17 protein-coding genes are annotated in these 20108 nt (G+C 49.6%); 12 read left to right on the forward strand and 5 right to left on the reverse strand.

What is annotated here, in order from left to right; all coding sequences use genetic code 11:
- Positions 1-137: 137 nt before the first annotated feature.
- Positions 138-1019, reverse strand: coding sequence for a LysR family transcriptional regulator (locus tag AUC31_RS02925; protein ID WP_058381447.1), 882 nt, complete (start codon positions 1017-1019; stop codon positions 138-140).
- Between the two features lie 198 nt (positions 1020-1217).
- On the opposite strand from AUC31_RS02925, the gene AUC31_RS02930 reads away from it, so the two are divergent.
- Together AUC31_RS02930 and AUC31_RS02935 are read left to right on the forward strand one after the other, a co-directional pair.
- Entirely contained in the window at positions 1218-2537 is a 1320-nt protein-coding gene (locus AUC31_RS02930) for a GntP family permease (protein WP_058381446.1), read from the forward strand.
- Positions 2538-2561: 24 nt separating this feature from the next.
- A complete protein-coding gene (locus AUC31_RS02935) occupies positions 2562-3338 on the forward strand; it encodes a 3-hydroxybutyrate dehydrogenase (RefSeq protein ID WP_058381445.1) in 777 nt (258 codons plus the stop codon).
- Between the two features lie 59 nt (positions 3339-3397).
- Here the strand turns inward: AUC31_RS02935 and AUC31_RS02940 are convergent, their stop codons facing one another.
- Both AUC31_RS02940 and AUC31_RS02945 read right to left on the reverse strand, forming a co-directional pair.
- On the reverse strand, positions 3398-4174 hold the full coding sequence (locus tag AUC31_RS02940) for an alpha/beta fold hydrolase (protein WP_058381444.1): 777 nt from the start codon (positions 4172-4174) through the stop codon (positions 3398-3400).
- Positions 4175-4254: 80 nt separating this feature from the next.
- Positions 4255-4818 (reverse strand): TVP38/TMEM64 family protein, encoded by a 564-nt coding sequence (locus AUC31_RS02945; RefSeq protein WP_335339128.1) that lies wholly within the window; start codon positions 4816-4818, stop codon positions 4255-4257.
- Positions 4819-4992: 174 nt separating this feature from the next.
- On the opposite strand from AUC31_RS02945, the gene AUC31_RS02950 reads away from it, so the two are divergent.
- Both AUC31_RS02950 and AUC31_RS02955 read left to right on the forward strand, forming a co-directional pair.
- Entirely contained in the window at positions 4993-6075 is a 1083-nt protein-coding gene (locus tag AUC31_RS02950; protein ID WP_058381443.1) for a YkvI family membrane protein, read from the forward strand.
- Between the two features lie 78 nt (positions 6076-6153).
- The gene (locus AUC31_RS02955) at positions 6154-7110 is read left to right on the forward strand and encodes a ketopantoate reductase family protein (RefSeq protein ID WP_058381442.1); all 957 of its coding nucleotides are present in this window, start codon (positions 6154-6156) and stop codon (positions 7108-7110) included.
- A 36-nt stretch (positions 7111-7146) separates the two neighbouring features.
- Here AUC31_RS02955 and AUC31_RS02960 read toward each other — a convergent pair whose 3' ends face one another.
- On the reverse strand, positions 7147-7731 hold the full coding sequence (locus tag AUC31_RS02960) for a biotin transporter BioY (protein ID WP_058381441.1): 585 nt from the start codon (positions 7729-7731) through the stop codon (positions 7147-7149).
- A gap of 164 nt (positions 7732-7895) precedes the next feature.
- On the opposite strand from AUC31_RS02960, the gene AUC31_RS02965 reads away from it, so the two are divergent.
- The 7 genes from AUC31_RS02965 (at position 7896) to AUC31_RS02995 (ending at position 16383) form a co-directional block, all read left to right on the forward strand.
- The gene (locus tag AUC31_RS02965) at positions 7896-9497 is read left to right on the forward strand and encodes a glycoside hydrolase family 13 protein (protein WP_058381440.1); all 1602 of its coding nucleotides are present in this window, start codon (positions 7896-7898) and stop codon (positions 9495-9497) included.
- Positions 9498-9526: 29 nt separating this feature from the next.
- On the forward strand, positions 9527-10399 hold the full coding sequence (locus AUC31_RS02970) for an ROK family protein (RefSeq protein WP_058381439.1): 873 nt from the start codon (positions 9527-9529) through the stop codon (positions 10397-10399).
- A 265-nt stretch (positions 10400-10664) separates the two neighbouring features.
- Positions 10665-11969 carry an ABC transporter substrate-binding protein gene (locus AUC31_RS02975; RefSeq protein ID WP_058381438.1) on the forward strand — a complete coding sequence of 435 codons (1305 nt, stop codon included), beginning with the start codon at positions 10665-10667 and terminating at the stop codon, positions 11967-11969.
- Positions 11970-12045: 76 nt separating this feature from the next.
- Positions 12046-12906: a carbohydrate ABC transporter permease gene (locus tag AUC31_RS02980; protein ID WP_058381437.1), complete on the forward strand. Its 861-nt coding sequence runs from the start codon at positions 12046-12048 to the stop codon at positions 12904-12906.
- Positions 12906-13721, forward strand: coding sequence for a carbohydrate ABC transporter permease (locus AUC31_RS02985; RefSeq protein WP_058381436.1), 816 nt, complete (start codon positions 12906-12908; stop codon positions 13719-13721). Before AUC31_RS02980 ends, AUC31_RS02985 begins: the two co-directional genes overlap by 1 nt.
- 13 nt (positions 13722-13734) lie before the next feature.
- Positions 13735-14754: a LacI family DNA-binding transcriptional regulator gene (locus AUC31_RS02990; protein ID WP_058381435.1), complete on the forward strand. Its 1020-nt coding sequence runs from the start codon at positions 13735-13737 to the stop codon at positions 14752-14754.
- 12 nt (positions 14755-14766) lie between these two features.
- Positions 14767-16383, forward strand: coding sequence for a glycoside hydrolase family 13 protein (locus AUC31_RS02995; RefSeq protein WP_058381434.1), 1617 nt, complete (start codon positions 14767-14769; stop codon positions 16381-16383).
- A gap of 84 nt (positions 16384-16467) precedes the next feature.
- Here AUC31_RS02995 and AUC31_RS03000 read toward each other — a convergent pair whose 3' ends face one another.
- A complete protein-coding gene (locus AUC31_RS03000) occupies positions 16468-17751 on the reverse strand; it encodes a glucose-6-phosphate isomerase (protein WP_058381433.1) in 1284 nt (427 codons plus the stop codon).
- 274 nt (positions 17752-18025) lie between these two features.
- On the opposite strand from AUC31_RS03000, the gene AUC31_RS03005 reads away from it, so the two are divergent.
- The gene (locus AUC31_RS03005; protein ID WP_058381432.1) at positions 18026-20044 is read left to right on the forward strand and encodes a penicillin-binding transpeptidase domain-containing protein; all 2019 of its coding nucleotides are present in this window, start codon (positions 18026-18028) and stop codon (positions 20042-20044) included.
- Positions 20045-20108: the final 64 nt, after the last annotated feature.

Here is a 20108-nt window from a genome sequence, read left to right on the forward strand (position 1 = left end):
TCTCGATCGTCTCGCTTTACCACCGGAGTCGAGCGAACGCTTCTCCAAACACTTAGATAAATCATTGAATTTTAAATATTGAAAAGTAGTTCGCCGTTTTAATTCATAATGGATTAATAGACTTCTTTTTGTACGGATCATACTTTCGGCAATTGGTTGACGAGTGTGATGAATTCGCGGGAGACATAGGGCACGTAGCGGTTTTTGGCCATGATGATGCCGAGTCGCCACGGGAAAGTCTGGGTCAGCGAGACGGTTTTGAACGGTCCGTCCTGGACGCGGTCGCAGATCAATTTCGGCATCAAGGTGACGCCGAGATTTTTCTCGACCATGCCGACGATGAAATCCCATTGCGAGCTTTCGTAGGCAATTTTCGGTTCGAATCCTTCGCTGCGGCAGAATTCAACGGTCCGCCCGTTAAGTGTGAATTCCTTGCTGAGAAGCAGGAACGGATCGTTTCTGAAATCGATCAAATTACGCGTGTGCTGGTTTGCGAGTGGATGGTCTTCGTGGACGAGCAGTTTGATTTCCTGGTCGACAAAGGGAACGACATCAAAACGCTCGGCATCGACAGGGAGCATGACGAACCCAAGATCCACTTCACCATCGGCCACTTTCTCTTCTACTTTTTTGGCACCATCTTCAACCAGGATGACGGTTACATCTGGATAACGGGATTGGAACGCTGCAATGATGGTCGGAAAGAACAAAGTGCTGATGACCGGCGGCAAGCCAATCTTGATCTTGCCTTTGTTCAAGTTCATGACGTCATACAGCGAAGAGGACAAGTCATCGAGGCTGTTAACGATTTTCTGCGCCTGCACGAAGACCACTTCGCCGGCATCGGTCAAACGCACTTTCCTGGACGAGCGGTCGAATAACGATACGTCCATTTCCTGTTCCAGGTTTTTGACCATTTTGCTAAGCGTTGGCTGTGTTACGTGGAGGGCTTGCGCCGCTTTTGTGAAACTTTGATGCTTGGCCACTTCGATGAAATAGCTGAGCTGTCGGATATCCATGTGAATGCTCCTTATCTATAACTAATGTCTATGGAAGCTATTATTATTATTCATTTTACCTATCGATTTCTTCGTTGTATAGTATTAAAAGGTTTCAGGACTAAATATTTAGACAATTCATCTATGCTTTTCGGGGAGAAAAGTAAGCGTTTCCAATTTGTTCGAAAAACCGTAACACATTCAAAAGGGGGATTTATCATGTTAAGTATGATTGGAATGGTTGGAGGACTTATTCTATTGATCGTGTTGACGATGAGGGGCGTCAACTTGTTGATCGCTGGCCCATTGTCGGCATTATTCGTCGCAGTGCTCAGCGGCTTGCCGCTGTTTCCGCAATTGGTAGGGGAAGGGGAAGCTAATTTATTGTCGAACTATATGGGCGGCTTCTCCGGATTCATCACCTCATGGTTCCCGATGTTCTTGCTCGGAGCCATCTTTGGTAAGGTCATGGAAGATACAGGCGCGGCAGACAGCGTCTCCAAATGGCTGGTCGGAAAGTTCGGCTTGTCAAAAGCGGTGTTGGCGATTGTTATCGCCTGTGCCGTCTTGACTTACGGCGGCGTCAGCTTGTTCGTTGTGGCGTTCTCGGTTTACCCGATGGCACTCAGCTTGTTCAAGCAAGCGGACTTGCCTCGCCGCTTTATCCCGGCAGCGCTTGCGCTTGGGTCTGTCACATTCACGATGACTTCTGCGGGATCACCGGAAATCCAAAACTGGATCCCGATTGAGTACTTGAACACCAGCCCATATGCCGGTTGGGAAGTCAGCATCATCGTTGCGGTCTTCATGGCGGTATTCGGCTATTGGTGGTTGAAACGCATGATCAATAAAGCGGTGAACAAAGGCGAACGTTTCGAAGCAAGGGAATCGGATCCGCAATTGGCGGACAGAGCGTTGCCTCACCCGGTTACAGGCTTGATTCCGTTGCTGGTCGTATTGGCCGGGTCATTCATTTTCCACGATTCACTTGGAACTTCTGCCTTGATTTTGGCATTGCTTGGCGGTGTCATCACGACATACTTATTGAATATGAAATACTTCACGAACCTTGGCAAAGCATTGACAGACGGGACGATCGGCGCATTGATCGCCATCGGCAACACGGCAGCAGTCGTGGGATTCGGCGGCGTTGCAAAAGCAGTGCCTGCTTTCCAGGTGGCAGTAGATGCCATGACAAGCATTCCGGGAAGCCCGTTAATCGGCGGTGCTGTAGCGGTCAGTGTCATCGCCGGACTTACAGGGTCCGCTTCCGGTGGGCAAGTCATCGCATTGCCATTGATTGCGCCACATTATATCGATATGGGCGTCAACACGGAAGCGCTTCACCGGACCATTGCAATTTCTTCCGGTGCGCTCGATTCATTGCCGCATAACGGTTACGTCGTTACAACGATTCAAGGGATTTGCGGAGAGACTCATAAAGCCGCTTACGGTGCAGTAGGGGCTGTAACGGTAATCGTGCCGTTGATTGGGTTGACGATTGCGATTATCCTGTTCAGCCTCGGATTAGGAATTTAATTTTTCATTTGGAGGGACTCCATCATGGTAGATAAGAAAGTGGTATTGATCACCGGCGCCGCGAGCGGCATCGGCTATGAGATCAGCGTGGATTTTGCCAAAGAAGGCGCAAAGATCGTGCTGACCGATATCAATGAAGAAGCGGTGCAACAAGCTGCCGATGAATTGACAGGGCAAGGCTTTGATTGCATCGGCATCAAATGTGATGTCACCAGCGAAGCTGAAATCAAGGCAGCGATCGACAAAACGGTGGAAACATTCGGTTCCTTGGATGTGCTGATCAATAATGCGGGGATGCAGCATGTCTCGCCGATCGAAGAATTCCCGACCGAGAAATACGAATTGTTGATTAAGATCATGTTGGTTGCACCATTCGTCGCGACCAAGCATGCTTTCCCGATCATGAAGAAACAAGGCTTCGGGCGCATCATCAATATGGCGTCGATCAATGGCCTCGTCGGCTTCGCCGGAAAAGCGGCTTATAATAGCGCCAAGCACGGCGTCATCGGCTTGACGAAAGTCGCAGCGTTAGAAGGCGCAGAGCATGGCATCACGGTCAATGCGATGTGCCCGGGTTACGTCGACACGCCGCTCGTGCGCAATCAGCTGGCCGATTTGGCGAAGACGCGCAATGTCTCGCTGGAAAAAGTGTTAGAAGAAGTCATTTACCCATTGGTTCCGCAGAAACGCTTGTTGTCGGTGCAGGAAATCTCCGATTACACGATGTTCCTCGCGAGCGATAAAGCCCGCGGCATCACCGGACAGGCAGCGGTCCTTGACGGCGGCTATACAGCACAATAAAAGCACGGCGCATTTTTGCGCCGTGCTTTCTTGATTTTAATATGGTCTATCAATGAAGCTCAATCGTCGAGAAAGTTTTCAGCGATGCCGAGAAACAGGCGGGGCTGTTCGACGTTCGGCGCATGGCCCGAACGCTTGAATTCCATAAAGCTGGCATGCGGGATGAGCCGAGCTGTCTCGTGCCCTTTGTCAGGCGGATTCAATTCATCGTAGCGGCCGCTGATGACCAAGGTTTCTGCTGAAATCTTCGCAAGTTCCGGCCGCAAATCAAAGCGCTCCAAGGCGTTTGAGGCGATGCCTTGCTGCTCCAAGGTCAACTGGGGGCTATTTTGGGCTGTTTTCTCCTGCCATTTCTTCACGGCCGATAAACGGTAGAACATATAGGCTTGTGCTTTATCGAGCTTGTCGTGGATGGATAAGCCATTGAACTCGTCAGCATGGCGATCGAATAATTCAGCCATGGATGATTGCTCGCCGTGGGATTTGGTGGCGACCAACAATAATTTGCGCACGCGTTCCGGACGTCGCGCCGCTAATCCTTGTGCGATATAACTGCCCATGGATACACCGATGACATCAACTGACTCCAACCCCAGATGGTCCAATAATGCGGCAGCGTCTTCGATATGGTCATCGAGTGTATAGGCGCCCGGTTTCGCCGAGTGGCCGTGCCCTCTCGAATCCAGCGCGATAATGCGGCGCTTCGTGCGGAAAAAGCCGATCTCGCGGTAAAACATGGCGGAGCTGCTGGTCAATCCATGAAACAGGAGAAGCGGCTGGCCGCTTCCAATATCTTCGTAATATAGGCTAATATCGTTTTGGGTGAATATAGGCATTAGTTTCTTCCTCTCATCTCTATCTACTATTTTACTATACCTCAATAACACAAGCGCAAACGGAAAGCCGTCTGCGCTTGTTAGGTTTTATCCAATTTATGCTTGCGGCTTTGCCATTTATCGATAAAGCTGAAAATGGCAGCGAGCAACAAGAACATGCTGAGTGTCGTGTACCAGGGAAATTCCGAAATGGCTCTGCCGAAAGCGGTATACAGGATGGCCGGTGCGATCAAACCGAGTGCGGAGTAATACATATATTCCCTGCGGGTGTTGGTCATTTCCATTAAATAAAACGACAGCAGGTGAAAATGCACAAAGGGCATGACGCGCAGAATCATCACTTGGGAAACGGTCAAGTTGCGGTCAGGAAACCATTTGTCTTTCAAGGCGGCGAGTTTGGAGCGGAAGCGAGGAAATTTATTGATCATCATATATGAAATATAGCTCATCAGTGTCAATCCGATAAAAGATAGGATAGCCCCTTGGAAAAAACCGAAGAGAAATCCGCCTGCGATGCACACGGCGATCACCGGCAAAAACAACAGCGGCCGGACCAAATGAAGTAAAATGAACAAAAGCGGCGCCCAAAGTCCCGCATGGCCGATAAAGTTTTCTATTGCTTGCTCGAACTCAGCCAAATCCACTGTTCTCCCCGCCTTTCAGCTTCTATTACTAATAAGGAAGAATAAGCGAAAAGGTCCGGAAAAGCAAGGATTTGTTTGATCCCCCCCAACTTAGGGGTATGAAAAATTATCTACATAAAAACATTTTTATCGATCATCCAGATCAACCATCACCAAGAAAAGGGAGAGGATTTTATGAAAAGTAGCTTGAAAATAGCCAGTGCCTTCATCGGAATTGTTGTCGGCGCTGGCTTTGCGTCCGGACAGGAGATTTTGCAATATTTTACCAGTTTTGGTTATTGGGGTGTAGGCGGCGTCTTGGTCGCCACTGCCCTATTCGGCTATATCGGGATGATCCTGACTCGTCTCGGAAGCCGCATGCAAACCACTTCGCATGAAGATGTCGTCTACCGCATAAGCGGTAAATGGCTTGGCAAAGTGATCGACTATACATTGATTTTGACCTTATTCGGTATTTTAGTCGTCATGATCGCTGGGGCTGGATCGATTTTTTCCCAACAATTCGACCTGGCGCCGGCATTTGGGCGCAGTATCATGATTGTATTGGTCATCGTAACCATCATGATGAACGTCAAAAAAGTCATCACTATCATTTCCAGCATTACGCCGTTTTTGATTTTGATGGTAGTGGGCATCGCCATTTACAGTGTCATCACGATGGACAGCAGTTTCAGCGCACTCGACCCGGTAGCTAAAGAACAGCTATCCGCTACACCGAACTGGCTATTGTCGGCAATCAACTACGTGTCGCTCGCCATCGCGCTAGGAGCCTCGATGTCGCTTGTCATGGGAGGCGCAGAACCAAATGAGAAAGTAGCAGCCCGCGGCGGGTTGATCGGCGGACTTGGCTTCGGCGTCTTGATCCTGCTCAGCTATGTGGCGATATTCGCCAAAGTGGATGTCGTTGGTGGAGCGGACTTGCCGATGCTCGCCATCGGGGATGACATTTCACCGATCCTCGGCATCATCATGGCGATTGTCATCTTCGCAATGATTTACAATACAGCCGTCAGCATGCTATTGTCGTTCTCTGCACGATTCACGGAAATCGGCACGAAGAAATTCCGGATCTTTGTTATCATTGCCGGATTGATCGCTTTTGCACTCAGCTTCGTCGGATTTACGGCTTTGGTCAATTATCTGTACCCAGCGGTCGGCTATCTCGGCTTGCTGTTGATCGGAGCCTTGATCTTGGCGGATATCCGCAAAGTCGGCAAAAACGACAAAGCCAAGCGCGACAAAGAAGCAACAAACTAAGAAAAGGCCTTCTGCCAAGCAGAAGGTCTTTTTGTTATAGTGGAGAAAGAAACCAGACATGCATAGAGGAGGAATGGGATGAAGATTTTAATTGTCGGGGCAGGCGCGATGGCGTGTCTGACTGGGGGTAAATTGAAAGCAAGCGGGGAAGACGTGCGCTTATACAATCGCTTGAATAGCCACGTGGAAACCATCAATGAGCAAGGTTTGCGCATCGTCGAAAAAGATAACTCGGTTACGCAAATCGATCTGGAAATCGTACAGCAGTTGAAAGCCGATGAACAGGTGGACATTCTTCTCATCCTTTTGAAAGCCCAGGCCAACGAAGTGGTGCTCGGTAAACTGCGCGGCAAACTGGCTGAGGAGACGGTAATCGTCACGATGCAAAATGGCATCGGCAACGCTGAGACAATCCAGCAATGGTTTCCAATGAACACAGTCGTCTCCGGAACACTCGGCCATGGGGCGAGCGTTGAACACGATGGCACGATTTTGCATAGGGGCTGGGGCACAAACTATCTGGGAGATGTCGACGAAGAAACAGCCAGCAAGAAACTCACAGCTTTTGCTGAAAAGCTGAGCATAGCAGGAATGAAAACGGAAGTGTCAGAGGACGTCAACGCGGTCATCTGGAATAAATTATTCGTCAATGCCGCCTTCAACTCCGTGACCGCCCTGACCCGGTTGCGAAACGGCGACATCCTCAATACACAGGAAGGGGAGGACTTGCTGCGTGCAGTCACGAAAGAAGCCGTGCTCGTCGCCCGTGCGGAAGGGGTGGATGCGGACGCAGAAGCGGTCGCGGAGGAATGCCTGAGAATGGGGCGCCAAGATATCGGCGCCAATAAATCATCGATGCTCATGGATATCTTAAGAAAACGCCAGACAGAAATCGAAGTCATCAATGGCGGCATCGTGAAGCTGGGGAAAAAACATGGAATCGAAACGCCCGTCAATGCCAGCCTAGCCGGGTTAATCCGTATCATCGAACAGAATTACAAGCTGCGCGTCGACGAACCGAGCGTACAAAAATAAGCCAGTTGCCGGGATTCCGGCAACTGGCTGTTCCTGTTAAGGCAAGTATTTCTTGATGATGGGTTGCATCCGGAAGCCGAACAGGCCGGCAAAGACAGCGAGCAGCACGTCTTTTGGAAGAGGCACCGCCATCCAAGCCCATGCCATGCCGTAAGTAAAGCCTTCCGGCGCGGCAAACCATAATTTATAAGCGGCATACATCCAATTGGTGCCGAACACGTAATTAATCGCTGTCGCTACAAGAGCTGCGAAGATAAACCCTTTTTTGGAAGGCATTTTTTCTGCAATCCAACCTGCTGCAAAAGCGGTAAAGATATAAGATAGGATAAAGCCGAATGTCGGCGAGATCAATGTGTCCATGCCACCTGAAAACTTGGCGAAGACTGGGACGCCGGCAAGGCCGATCGCGGCATAGACGATCATCGCAGCAGCGCCGAGACGCTTGCCAAGCAGAATGCCGGCGAGAACCGCGAAGAACGTCTGCAAGGTAATCGGCACGCCCCCGACGATCAGGAAAGATGAGATGTTGGCACCGATCGCCATAAGCGCTGCAAACATGGCGATATGTACGAGTGTTAAAGTACGTGAATGATTGCTGGATCTGGTTACTGAAGTTGTCATGAAAAGACCTCCACTTACTATGTACTAAAACTGAGTATAGAGAATGGGATATTTTAAGTCAACTTATTTTTATAAAAGGTTTACTTAAAAAGTTCTGTGTTTCTTTTCCAATTTTCCGTATGATGAAAAGAAATGAATACATCTTCAGGAAAGCAGGCGAATATATGACGGAGTGGTGGAAGAAAGCGGTTGTATATCAAATTTACCCGAGAAGTTTCATGGATTCCAATGGCGATGGAATCGGCGATATCCCAGGGATCATCAGCAAGCTGGATTATCTGGCAGAACTTGGGGTCGATGTGTTATGGCTATCGCCTGTCTACGATTCCCCGAACAATGACAATGGCTACGACATCCGTGATTACCAAAAGATCATGCAGGAGTTTGGGACGATGGACGATTTCGACAGGATGCTTGTCGGAGTTCATGAGCGCGGGATGCGCCTTGTCATGGATTTGGTCGTCAATCATACATCTGACGAGCATAAATGGTTTAGGGAGCGCCCTGACTATTATATCTGGAAAGACCAGCCGAACAATTGGCGCTCTTTTTTCAGCGGATCGGCGTGGCAATTCGATGAAGAGAGAGAGCAATACTATCTGCACCTGTTTTCCAAGAAACAGCCGGACTTGAATTGGGAAAATGAAGAACTGCGAAATGAAGTGTATAAGATGATGCGCTGGTGGCTGGATAAAGGCGTCGATGGCTTTCGCATGGACGTCATCAATATGATTTCCAAAGACCAGGATTTCCCGGATGGCATCGATGGCGACGGCACACCCCACTTCTTCAACGGGCCGCGCGTCCATGAATTCTTGCAGGAGATGAACGAAAAAGTGCTGTCCGATTACGACATCGTAACGGTCGGGGAAATGCCAGGGGCTGCAACAGAAGACGCGAAATTATATACGGGCGCGGATCGCCGCGAACTCAATATGATTTTTACTTTTGAACACATGAACTTGGACCAGGGGCCAAGCGGAAAATGGGAACTCCAGCCGCTGCGCCTCATGGACTTGAAAGAAAACCTGGAGAAATGGCAAGTGGAGCTTTTTGAAAAAGGCTGGAACAGCTTGTATTGGAACAATCACGACCAGCCGCGCATCGTCTCGCGTTTCGGGAATGACGTCCAGTACCGTAAACAATCGGCGAAAATGCTCGCCACTTGCCTTCATTTCTTGCAAGGGACGCCGTATATTTACCAAGGGGAAGAGCTTGGCATGACCAATGTGGCGTTTTCATCGATCGATGAGTACCGGGATATCGAGACTTTGAATATGTATAAGGAAAAACATGCACAAGGCATTCCACACGAAGAGCTCATGAAGTCGATCCACGCAAAAGGCCGTGACAATGCCAGAACGCCGATGCAGTGGGACGCCTCTCTAAACGCCGGCTTTACTGATGGAGAGCCGTGGATCTCGGTTAACCCAAATTATCTGGAGATCAATGCAGAAAAACGTCACGAAGCGGATTCGGTATTCGGCCATTACCAAAAATTGATCGCGCTCAGAAAAGACTTGGCAGTCATCACAGAAGGCGATTTCAACTTATTGCACCGTGAGGATGAAGAGATTTTCGCCTACTCACGCAATACGCTGGATGAGCAATTGACAGTTTACTGCAATTTTTCCGAAACGCCGCGTGAACTGCCGTTGCCAACGGGCCAAATGCTGATCGGTAATTATCCTCTGCAGGAAAATCAGGGCGTCGTGCTGCTCAGGCCATATGAAGCTCTATGCTTTTATGAGGGCAATCAAAAATAGATGAATGAGTTTAGGGAAGGATGGGGAAAATGAGTAAAGTAATTGGTGTAGACATTGGGGGAACGAAAATCCGTATGGGGGTTATTGATGCAGAGGGGCGGATACTCGCAGAGCGTCAAGTGAAAACGGAGTTTCCATTGTATCCACATTTGGAGCGTCACGTGCTGTTGTTTTTAGAGGAGCATCCTGATGTGTCCGCAATCGGCATCGGAACGCACGGCTTTGTCGACCCGCAAGCAGGGAGCATCGTGTTCGCAGGGGATATGCTGCCGGGCTGGACAGGGACAGAGGTCAAAGCACCGCTCGAACAAGCGACAGGGCGTTACGTCGAAGTAGAGAACGATGCCAATTGCGCAGCGCTCGCTGAAGCGAAATTCGGCGCCGCAACAGGGCTTGGGCGTGTCGTCTGCATCACGCTTGGTACGGGGCTTGGCGGCGGCATCATCTGGGACGGAAAGCTGTTGAGCGGCGGCCCGCACGGCGGGGCTGCAGAACTGGGGCATATGATCTTGTATCCGAACGGTTCACGCTGCGCTTGCGGCCGGCTTGGCTGTGCAGAGCAATACCTATCGGGTACGGCCCTTGTACGCCGTATCAAGGAAGCGGGTCTTTCGGTGACGCCGCCGGAATTATTCGAACTGGCTGAAACGGATGCCCAAGCGCAAAAACTGGTTGCTGACTTCACCGAAGACTTGGCGATCTACATCAGCAGCTTACAGGCGATCTTCGATATGGACATGCTTATTATCGGCGGTGGTGTATCGGAATCGGCCTCGGCCTGGATCGATGAATTGAAACGTCAATTGGCGAAGGTGCTATTGAATCCATTACCGGTGGAAGTGGCGCAATTCGAAAATGATGCCGGCATGCTTGGTGCAGCGCTGCTCGTTCTGGACCGATAAACGCCTGCCTGCACTGAAAAGGCTCCCATGCCCTGCAAAAAATGTTCAAGATGAAAAGCTTTTGCAGGGCGAATGGGCCACGCGATTATAATGGCAAATACCTGCTTAAAAAAACAATTGAAATATTTTAAAAATAGATTGTGCAAACGTTTTCATTGTGATAATCTGTTATTAATTATTAGTTGGAAGCGCTTACCAAAGAGTTTCCATTTTTTTCTGCTCTATTGTGCAATCGTTTGCACAACAACTCAAAGGGGGAGTTCAAGTGAAGGAATTAAAGTTCAGCAAGGGGTTATTGGCATCTGTTTTACTGTCAGCAGGGGCACTTGCAGCATGCAGTTCAGGGGATGAAGGATCAACGGCAGAAGGCGGCGGGGAGCAAGTAACAGTCGATATCTTCCAGTTTAAAGTGGAGTTTAAAGACCAGTTCGAAGATGTCGTCGCGCAATACGAAGAAGAAAATCCTGACGTCAATATCGAAATCACGACAGTCGGCGGCGGTGAAGATTACGGCGCTGCGCTTCGTTCCCGTTTCGCTTCAGGCAATGAGCCGGCTATCTTCAATATCGGCGGGCCACAGGACGTAGCGGACTGGAAAGACAATTTGACAGACCTATCTGATACAGGAGCAGCGGATGCAGCTCTAGAAGGAACGCTTGATGGGGTAACGGTCGAGTCGGAAGTGCTCGGTTTGCCGTATAACCAGGAAGGCTACGGATTTATCTACAATACACGCTTGTTCGAGGAAGCGGGAATCGATGCCGCCTCTATCACAGATTACGCAAGTTTAGAAGAAGCGGTGAAGACGCTTGATTCGAAAAAAGACGAACTCGGCCTTGAATCTGTCTTTGCATTGCCAGGAAAAGAAACATGGGTCACTGGTCTTCATTTGTCGAACACTTTCCTTGCACCTGAGTTCGATAATAACGTTTTGACAGCATACGATGCAGACACAGTGGAATTCGAATACGGCGAAGGATTCAAGAAAATCCTCGATTTGCAAAACGAATATTCAAAGCAGCCGACTGTGAGCCTCGACTACTCACAGCAAGTAGAAGAACTATTCTCTCTTGAACGTGTGGCGATCATCCAACAAGGAAACTGGGTGTATGGTTCGATTGCAGGAATTGACCAGGAACTCGCGGATTCAGGCGTCGGCATGATGCCGATTCCGGTTGAAGGCTTAGAAGACGGCGGCTTGCCGGTCGGCGTGCCGATGTATTGGGGCGTCAACTCGAACCAAGATGAAGAAGTCGTGACGGCAGCAAAAGATTTCCTTGATTGGCTCTACACATCCGATACTGGAAAAACAGCTGTTTTGGAAGACTTTAAATTCATTCCGGCATATGAAGGCTATGACACATCCAAAATCACCGATCCGATGTCCAAAGCGATCTATGATGCTTCTGAAGCCGGCGAAACAATCGGCTGGGTCTTCATGGGCTATCCGACTGGATGGGGCGAAGATGAACTCGGCGCTAGCATCCAGAAATACTTAAGCGATGAAGCAAGCTGGGACGAAGTGGTCGATTCAGCGAAAGCGGCATGGGAAACGAGCCGTGGTGAGTAATTTGTCCATCAAACCAGAGCAGCCATTGTGCTGCTTTGTTTTGTTTCGGGGCTAAACTAGAAAGAGAGGCTAAATTATGCGTACACGGGATCTTTCCTATTGGTTATTTTTAGCGCCTGTATTATTGGCGTTGGCACTAGTCGTTGTTGTGCCGATGCTGCTGGGGCTTTTCTATTCATTCACGGCGTGGAACGGCATCCAAACCGGCGAATTCGTCGGCTTCCAGAATTACCTGAACTTATTTAAGGATGAGCGTTTCCTTGATTCGCTGTGGTTCACGACGAAATTTTCGGTCGTCTCTGTTATTTTGATCAATTTTATCGGACTATCGCTCGCTTTGATCGTCACCTCGAAAATCAAAACAAGCAGCTTGCTGCGCACGACCTTTTTTATGCCGAACTTGATCGGCGGATTGATCCTCGGGTTTATCTGGCAGTTCATTTTCCTGAAAGTGTTTGCGAGTGTCGGCGAAGCGGTTGGCATGGAGAGCCTGCAGGCATGGCTGTCGACAACCGAAACCGGGTTTTGGGGCTTGGTCATTTTGATGAGCTGGCAAATGGCCGGCTATATCATGGTCATCTATATCGCTTATTTGGAAGGCTTGCCGAAAGAATTGATCGAGGCCGCTGAAATCGACGGGGCATCGACTCCCCAGCGTTTTCGCTACATCATCTTTCCGCTCGTTGCACCAGCCTTCACTGTCAGCATGTTCTTGACTTTGTCGAATACATTCAAGCTGTACGACCAGAACTTGTCGCTGACAGCCGGCGGCCCGTACAATTCGACGGAAATGGTCGCCATGGAGATTTTCAAGACAGCGTTCGTGCAAAATGCATTCGCCTACGCGCAGGCAAAAGCGATTATTTTCTTCATTATTGTCGCTGTCATATCACTTGTCCAAGTGTATATCAATAAACGACGGGAGGTCGAAATGTAATGCGCAACCGTTGGAATATAAAAGTTGAAGTGCTTGGCATCGCATTGGCGATTCTATGGCTTTTGCCTTTTTACTTAATGTTCGTCAATTCATTCAAGTCGAAAAAGGAGATTTTCCTCGACACGACGAGCCCTCCGGAAGCCTGGAGCTTCGATAACTATATTACGGCATTCCAGGAACTCGATTTTCTTACAACCTTGTTCAATTCCTTATTGATCACCGTTGTCAGTGTCGTCTTGATCGTCTTATTCTCGGCGATGGCTGCTTATGCGTTGTCGCGAGCGAAAAGCAAGATGTCCACGTTCCTGTTTTTCCTGTTCGTCTCGGCAATGCTCATCCCGTTTCAATCGGTGATGATCCCGCTCGTCACGGTATTCGGCCAATTCGATATGCTGAACCGAGGCGGATTGATTTTTATGTATATCGGTTTCGGTGCGAGCCTGTCGATTTTCCTGTATCATGGGGCTTTGAATAATGTCCCAAAATCGCTCGATGAAGCGGCGAAAATTGATGGGGCAAACCGGTGGCAAGTGTTTTGGCATATCATTTTCCCGATTCTCAAGCCGATCACTGTCACGGTCGCCATACTCAATATCATCTGGATTTGGAACGATTACCTATTACCATCGCTTGTCATCAATACGACCGGCAGTGAAACGATTCCGTTGAAGATGTTCTTCTTCTTCGGCGAATATACGAAGCAATGGCATTTGGCGCTTGCAGGACTTACGCTGGCAATCATTCCGGTGATTATCTTCTATTTCTTTGCGCAGCGCTCGATCATCAAAGGCGTCTCGGATGGCGCTGTAAAATAAGGGGGCAATCGCAATGGCAATCACAATTAAAGATGTCGCGAAACTGGCGGAAGTTTCGCCGGCGACGGTTTCTAGGGTTATTGCGGATCATCCGAAGATCACCCCGAAAACAAAGCGCAAAGTGCGAAAAGCCATGGAAGAGCTTGGCTATTATCCGAACTTCCAGGCGCGCAACTTAGTGGCGCAAAAAAGCAAAGCGATCGGTGTTGTCATGGAAAACTCCACGACGCTTGCTTTCCAGAATCCCTTCTTCCCTGAAGTGTTGCGCGGAATTTCCGTCAGTGCCCACCACAGCCAGTACGGCCTGTATCTATCGACCAGTGCGACCGAGCAGGAAATCTATGAAGAAGTGGTGGCGATGACACAAGGGAAGCGCGTTGACGGCATTATCTTGCTGTATTCGAAAATCGATGATAAAGTCATGGATTACCTGCTTGCAAATGGCGTTCCGTTTTCAGTAGTGGGCCGCCCCTACACGCGTCCGGATGCCATTTCCTATGTTGACAATGATAATGTCGCCATTGCGAAAGAAGTGGTGGGCCACTTGGTTTCACTAGGCCACCGGGACATTTCATTCGTCGGCGGCGCATCCGATTTTATCGTTTCGTCGGACCGCTTGAGCGGTTACCGGCAAGCGCTGGATGAAGCGGGGATTGCGTTCACTCCAGATTATGTGGTGACACAGGAAAAGATGGAAGGGCACGAGCAGCAGGCGATCCGCAATTTAATGGAACAGAAAAATCCGCCGACCGCCATCGTCACGCACGATGACTTGGTCGCCTATGAAGTGATCAGTTATTTGGAAGATTTGAATATTGCTGTACCGACCGATGTGTCGATTGTCGGGTTCAACAACCATACTTTGTCGAGCCATTTAAAGCCCCCGCTCAGCACGGTGGATATTTCGATTTTTGACCTTGGAATGGAAGCGGCGAATTTGGTATTGGAAAAAATAAACGATGACAATGCACCTCCCCGGAACATCATCGTTCCGGCAACATTGATCGAAAGAGGATCTTGTCAAAGTCTTTGAAAGGAAACGATTATGAACAAAACATGGTGGAAAGAAGCAGTAGCATATCAGGTCTACCCACGCAGCTTCAATGACTCGAATGGAGACGGCATCGGGGATATAAACGGTGTCACGGAAAAACTGGATTATTTGAAGGAACTGGGGATTGACGTCATCTGGATCTGCCCGATGTACAAATCACCGAATGACGACAATGGCTACGACATCAGCGATTATCAGGAAATCATGGATGAACTCGGTACGATGGCTGATTTCGACCGCCTGCTCAAAGAAGTGCACGCACGCGGCATGAAATTGATCATCGACCTAGTGATCAACCACACGAGCGATGAGCATCCGTGGTTTTTGGAATCTCGCTCGTCGCTCGATAACCCAAAGCGCGACTGGTATGTTTGGCGTGACCGCCCGACCAATTGGGAAAGCATTTTCGGCGGTTCGGCATGGGAGCTCGATGAGAAGACCGGACAATATTATTTGCACATTTTCTCGAAAAAGCAACCGGATTTGAACTGGGAAAATCCGGAAGTTAGAAAAGAGCTATACAAAATGGTCAATTGGTGGCTGGATAAAGGCATCGACGGGTTCCGCGTCGACGCCATCAGCCATATCAAGAAAGACTTCAGCGATTTACCGATTGAAGAAGGCAAGCCGTGGGTGCCAGCCTGGGAAAAAATGATGAATGTCGACGGCATCCAGCCGTTGCTTGCGGAGTTGCGTGATGAGACCTTTGCGAAATACGACATTATGACAGTCGGGGAAGCGAATGGTGTCTACGCGGAAGATATCGACGAATGGATCAGCGAAGAAGACGGCAAATTCGATATGGTGTTCCAATTCGAGGATTTGACACTGTGGGACAGCGATGTCAAACAAGGCATCAACGTCAATGACTTGAAAACCGTCTTGACGCGCTGGCAAAAAGCAGTCGACGGTGTCGGCTGGAATGCATTGTTCATCGAAAACCACGACAAGCCGCGCGTCGTCTCGACTTGGGGCAATGACGGCGAATACTGGCGCGAAAGTGCAACAGCGCTCGCTTGCATGTATTTCTTCATGCAAGGGACGCCATTCATCTATCAGGGCCAGGAAATCGGTATGACCAATGCGCCATTTGAGGAAATCCATCATTATGACGATGTCCATACGCATAATTTGTATTTTTATAATTTGGCGGAAGGCATGGAACATGATGCAATCATGACCTTGTTGAAATCGACAAGCCGCGACCATTCCCGTACGCCGATGCAATGGAATGGGGAGAAGAATGCCGGATTCACGACAGGCGCTCCGTGGCTGCAGATGAACCCGAATTTCGAATGGCTCAATGTCGAAAGCCAGATGCAAGATCCGGCATCGGTGTTGTCATTTTATAAACAAATGATTTTCTTGCGCAAAAACATGGACGTATTGGTATATGGCAGCTACGATTTGGCCGAGACCGATTGCGAGGATGTTTATGCTTATACACGTACGCAAGGGGAAGAACAAGTGCTCATCCTTTCGAACCTAGGAAGCACGACATGCACTTGGCTGGAACCTGAAGGCGCAGAACTGTTGCTCGCCAATTACGAGGACCGTGACTTGCATCAATTAAAACCGTATGAAGCACGGGTATATAAGCTCGCTTAACTGTGCAACACGAAGATCAAGTTAACTATTGAAAAACGCTTTTCCCGATTGGCCAGAAGGCTGGGCGGGAAAAGCGTTTTTTTTTTAGAATCCTGGTTTTTTCAACAGCTTGAAGATATTGTTCTTATATTCTTCGACGCCCGGCTGGTCGAACGGGTTGATGCCAAGAAGATAAGCGCTATACGCGCAGCTCAGCATGTAGAAATACAGCAAATGGCCGATTTGGGATTCATCGATGCGGTCCACGGTCAAGCTCAATTGCGGAACACCGCCGGACAAATGGGCGTTCGATGTGCCTTTATGGGCGATGTGGTTAAATTCCTGCAAGGACAAGCCGGCAATATAATTCAATTCATCGCCGTCTTCAGGCGTTTCGAAAATCTCCAGGTCTTGCTGTGCTTCTTTCACCAACAGGAAGGTTTCGAACAAGTTGCGCTGCCCGTCCTGGATGAATTGGCCAAGCGAGTGCAAGTCCGTCGTGAAGACGACCGATGCCGGGAAGATGCCTTTTCCTTCTTTTCCTTCGCTTTCGCCAAATAATTGCTTCCACCATTCCTGGACGAATGACAGCTTCGGCTCGAAGATGGCGTTCACTTCTGTCGTATAGCCTTGGACATACAAGTGATGGCGGATCGCCGCGTATTGCATCGCTGGGTTATTGTCGGGGCCCGCCTCGCGGTAAGTTGTTTCCGCTTCTTTTGCGCCGTCCAATAGCTTGCGGATTGAATGTCCGGCAGCAGCAATCGGCAACAGCCCGACTGCTGTGAAGACGGAGTAGCGCCCACCGACATCATCTGGCACGATAAAGCGTTCATAGCCTTTTGTTTCGGCTAATTGGCGAAGCGCTCCTTTTTCAGCATCAGTCGTCACGATGATGCGTTCGGCCGCTCCGTCGCCATAGCGTTTTTCCATATAATCGCGCAGGAAACGGAACGCGATGGCCGGTTCTGTCGTTTTGCCTGATTTTGAGATGACATTGACGACGACTTCCTTGCCCTCTAAGTGTTCAAGCAATTGCTTCAAGTATTCACCGCTCACTTGATGGCCCGCAAACAGCACTTCCAATTGCTCGTCTTTCGGGAAATAAGACGACAGTGCAGAAAGGACGGCTTTTGACCCTAGATAGGAACCGCCGATTCCGATGACGACCAAAACGTCGGCTTTGTCACGGATCGCTTTAGCGGTATCTTCGATTTTTGACAGGAAATCATCAGGCAATGAAGAGGGCCAGTCAAGCCAGCCAAGGAAATCGGATCCGGCTCCTTTTTTTGCGTACAGATCCTCCTGGATTTGCTGCAAACGTGTTTTCATTTTGAGATCTACTGCAGACTCGATGGCTTGTGAATATGTTAAGTTGATCATAAGCATCCTCCTATTCTATGATTACTGATTTTACCATAGTGGAGGAAATGATAGCATATCCAGCAAGAAAAACTGCAAAGCTTCGAAACTGAGTGAATCGGGTTTGCTTCGGTGCCACTTATTGGTAAAATAAAAAGAAACTTCAATTAGCTTGGGTGTTTCACGCAGTTAATGAAGTCGGACTGGCTATTTTTTTGCGTCCTATTAATTTTCCGCTTTATTGAGGGAGATTTCGGGCAATGCAAGGGCGTTAGCCAGAAAGCTACAGGAGGTCATCGAAATGAAACGATACATAGCAATAGCAGCGGGTGCAGGGGTACTCGCCATGGCAGGATGCCAGCCGCAGCCGACACCGGAAGACCGATTGGGTGAATACGTCGGCCATTGGAATGAGCAGGAGTTCGCTGCGATGTATGAAGACTATCTGTCGCAAGGCTCTAAAGAAGCGTTTCCCCCGGAAGCGTTCGATGAGCGGCAGCAGCAATTGATCACAGACTTGGGCATCGAGAATCTTGAAGTCAGCTATACTGCGCAGGAAGATGCGGAATGGGACGAAGCGGAGCCGGCAGAGTTCCCGCTTACTATCGCGATGGATACGCTTGCCGGGCCGGTTGAATTCGACCAGACGGTTTCCCTGATCCATGAAGAGCAGGAAAGCGGAGAGAACTGGTTTGTCGAGTGGGATCCGTCCTTAATTTTTGAGGACCTTGAAGAAGGCGATGAAGTCGCCGTGCGGACAGAAGCCGCTGAGCGCGGGGAGATTGTGGACCGTGAAGGGCGCGGCCTCGCTATCAATGGCATCGGCTATAACCTTGGCGTGGTGCCGGACCGGCTGGAAGGAGACAGCGATATAGCTGAAGTTGCTGAACTTCTTGGATTGACGGCAGAATCGATTGAAGAAAGCCTGAACCAAAGCTGGGTTCAGCCCGACCAATTCGTGCCGCTGACAAAAGCGTCGAAATCGGCGGAGCAATTGATCGCTGACGTGGAAGCGAGCGATGTCGTTACCTATCAGGAAACGGCGATGCGCGAATATCCGTACGGCGAAGCATTCGGCCACTTGACCGGCTATATCGGCTCAATTACGGCAGAGCAATTGGAAGAATTAAAAGGCCAAGGTTACGGGGCGAACGACTTGATCGGCCGCCAAGGCCTTGAACGCCGTCTCGAAGAACAGCTGCGCGGCGAGAGCGGCGCACGCATCCTGATCCAAAAACAGGCAGAAGGGGCGGAAGATATCGTCCTCGCTGAACAGGAGCCGACAGCTGGAGAAGACGTCGAATTGACCATCGACGCTGAATTACAGACGGCCGTCTATGATTCGATGCAAGGGGAACCGGGAAGCGCTGCTGCTGTGTCGCCTGAAAACGGCGAAACTTTGGCGCTCATCAGCTCTCCTGGCTTTGATCCGAATGAATTCATTGCAGGCATCAGCGGCGAACGTTACACGGAATTGTCGGAAGATCCATTGAATCCGCTATTCACGCGTTTTGCCGCAAGTTATGCCCCTGGGTCGACCATTAAACCGGTGACAGCGGCCATCGGCATGGAAGCAGGAACGCTCGATCCGCAGCAAGGGCTCGAAATCAACGGCCAGACATGGCAAAAAGACAGCTCGTGGGGATCGTACCGAGTATCACGTTTGCATCCGGAAGCGCCAAATCCGATTGATTTGAACAAGGCGCTTGTCTACTCGGATAATATCTATTTCGCGAGGCAGGCGCTTGAGATGGGGACGGAAACATTTATTGACGGCCTGACTGCCTATGGCTTCGGGGAGGAATTACCGTTCGCCATCGAGTTGGAGAGTTCACAGATTTCCAATGATGGCACTCTCGGATCCGAAGGGCAACTCGCGGACACGTCGTTCGGCCAAGGGCAGATGCTCGCCAATATCCTCCATCTCGCTTCGGTTTACGAGCCGTTCCTGAACGGCGGCACGATTTATGAGCCGACGCTTTACGCCAGCGAAGAAGCTGGACAAGTATGGAAAGAAGGCTTGATCAGTGAAGGCAATGCAGCTGTGCTTCAAGAAAACCTCCGCAATGTCGTGACGGACGGCTATGCCAAATCGGCCGATATTGACGCTGTTCCGATTGCCGGAAAAACCGGCACAGCTGAATTGAAAGGTGCTCTCGGTGAAGAGGGGCAAGAGAACGGGTTCTTTGTTTCCTATCACGCTGAACAGCAGGACTTCATTTTGGCGATGATGATCGAATCGATCGAAGACGATGGCGGCAGCGATTACGTTGCAGGCTTTTCGGCTAATGCCATGGAACAGTATTACTTGAATAATTGACCGTAACCGTCCGCATGCCGCGGGCGGTTTTTATTATGCAGGCAAAGAGGAGTTTTGTAGGAAA

This window comes from Planococcus rifietoensis (assembly GCF_001465795.2).
In the GTDB taxonomy this organism is placed as follows: Bacteria; Bacillota; Bacilli; order Bacillales_A; family Planococcaceae; genus Planococcus; species Planococcus rifietoensis.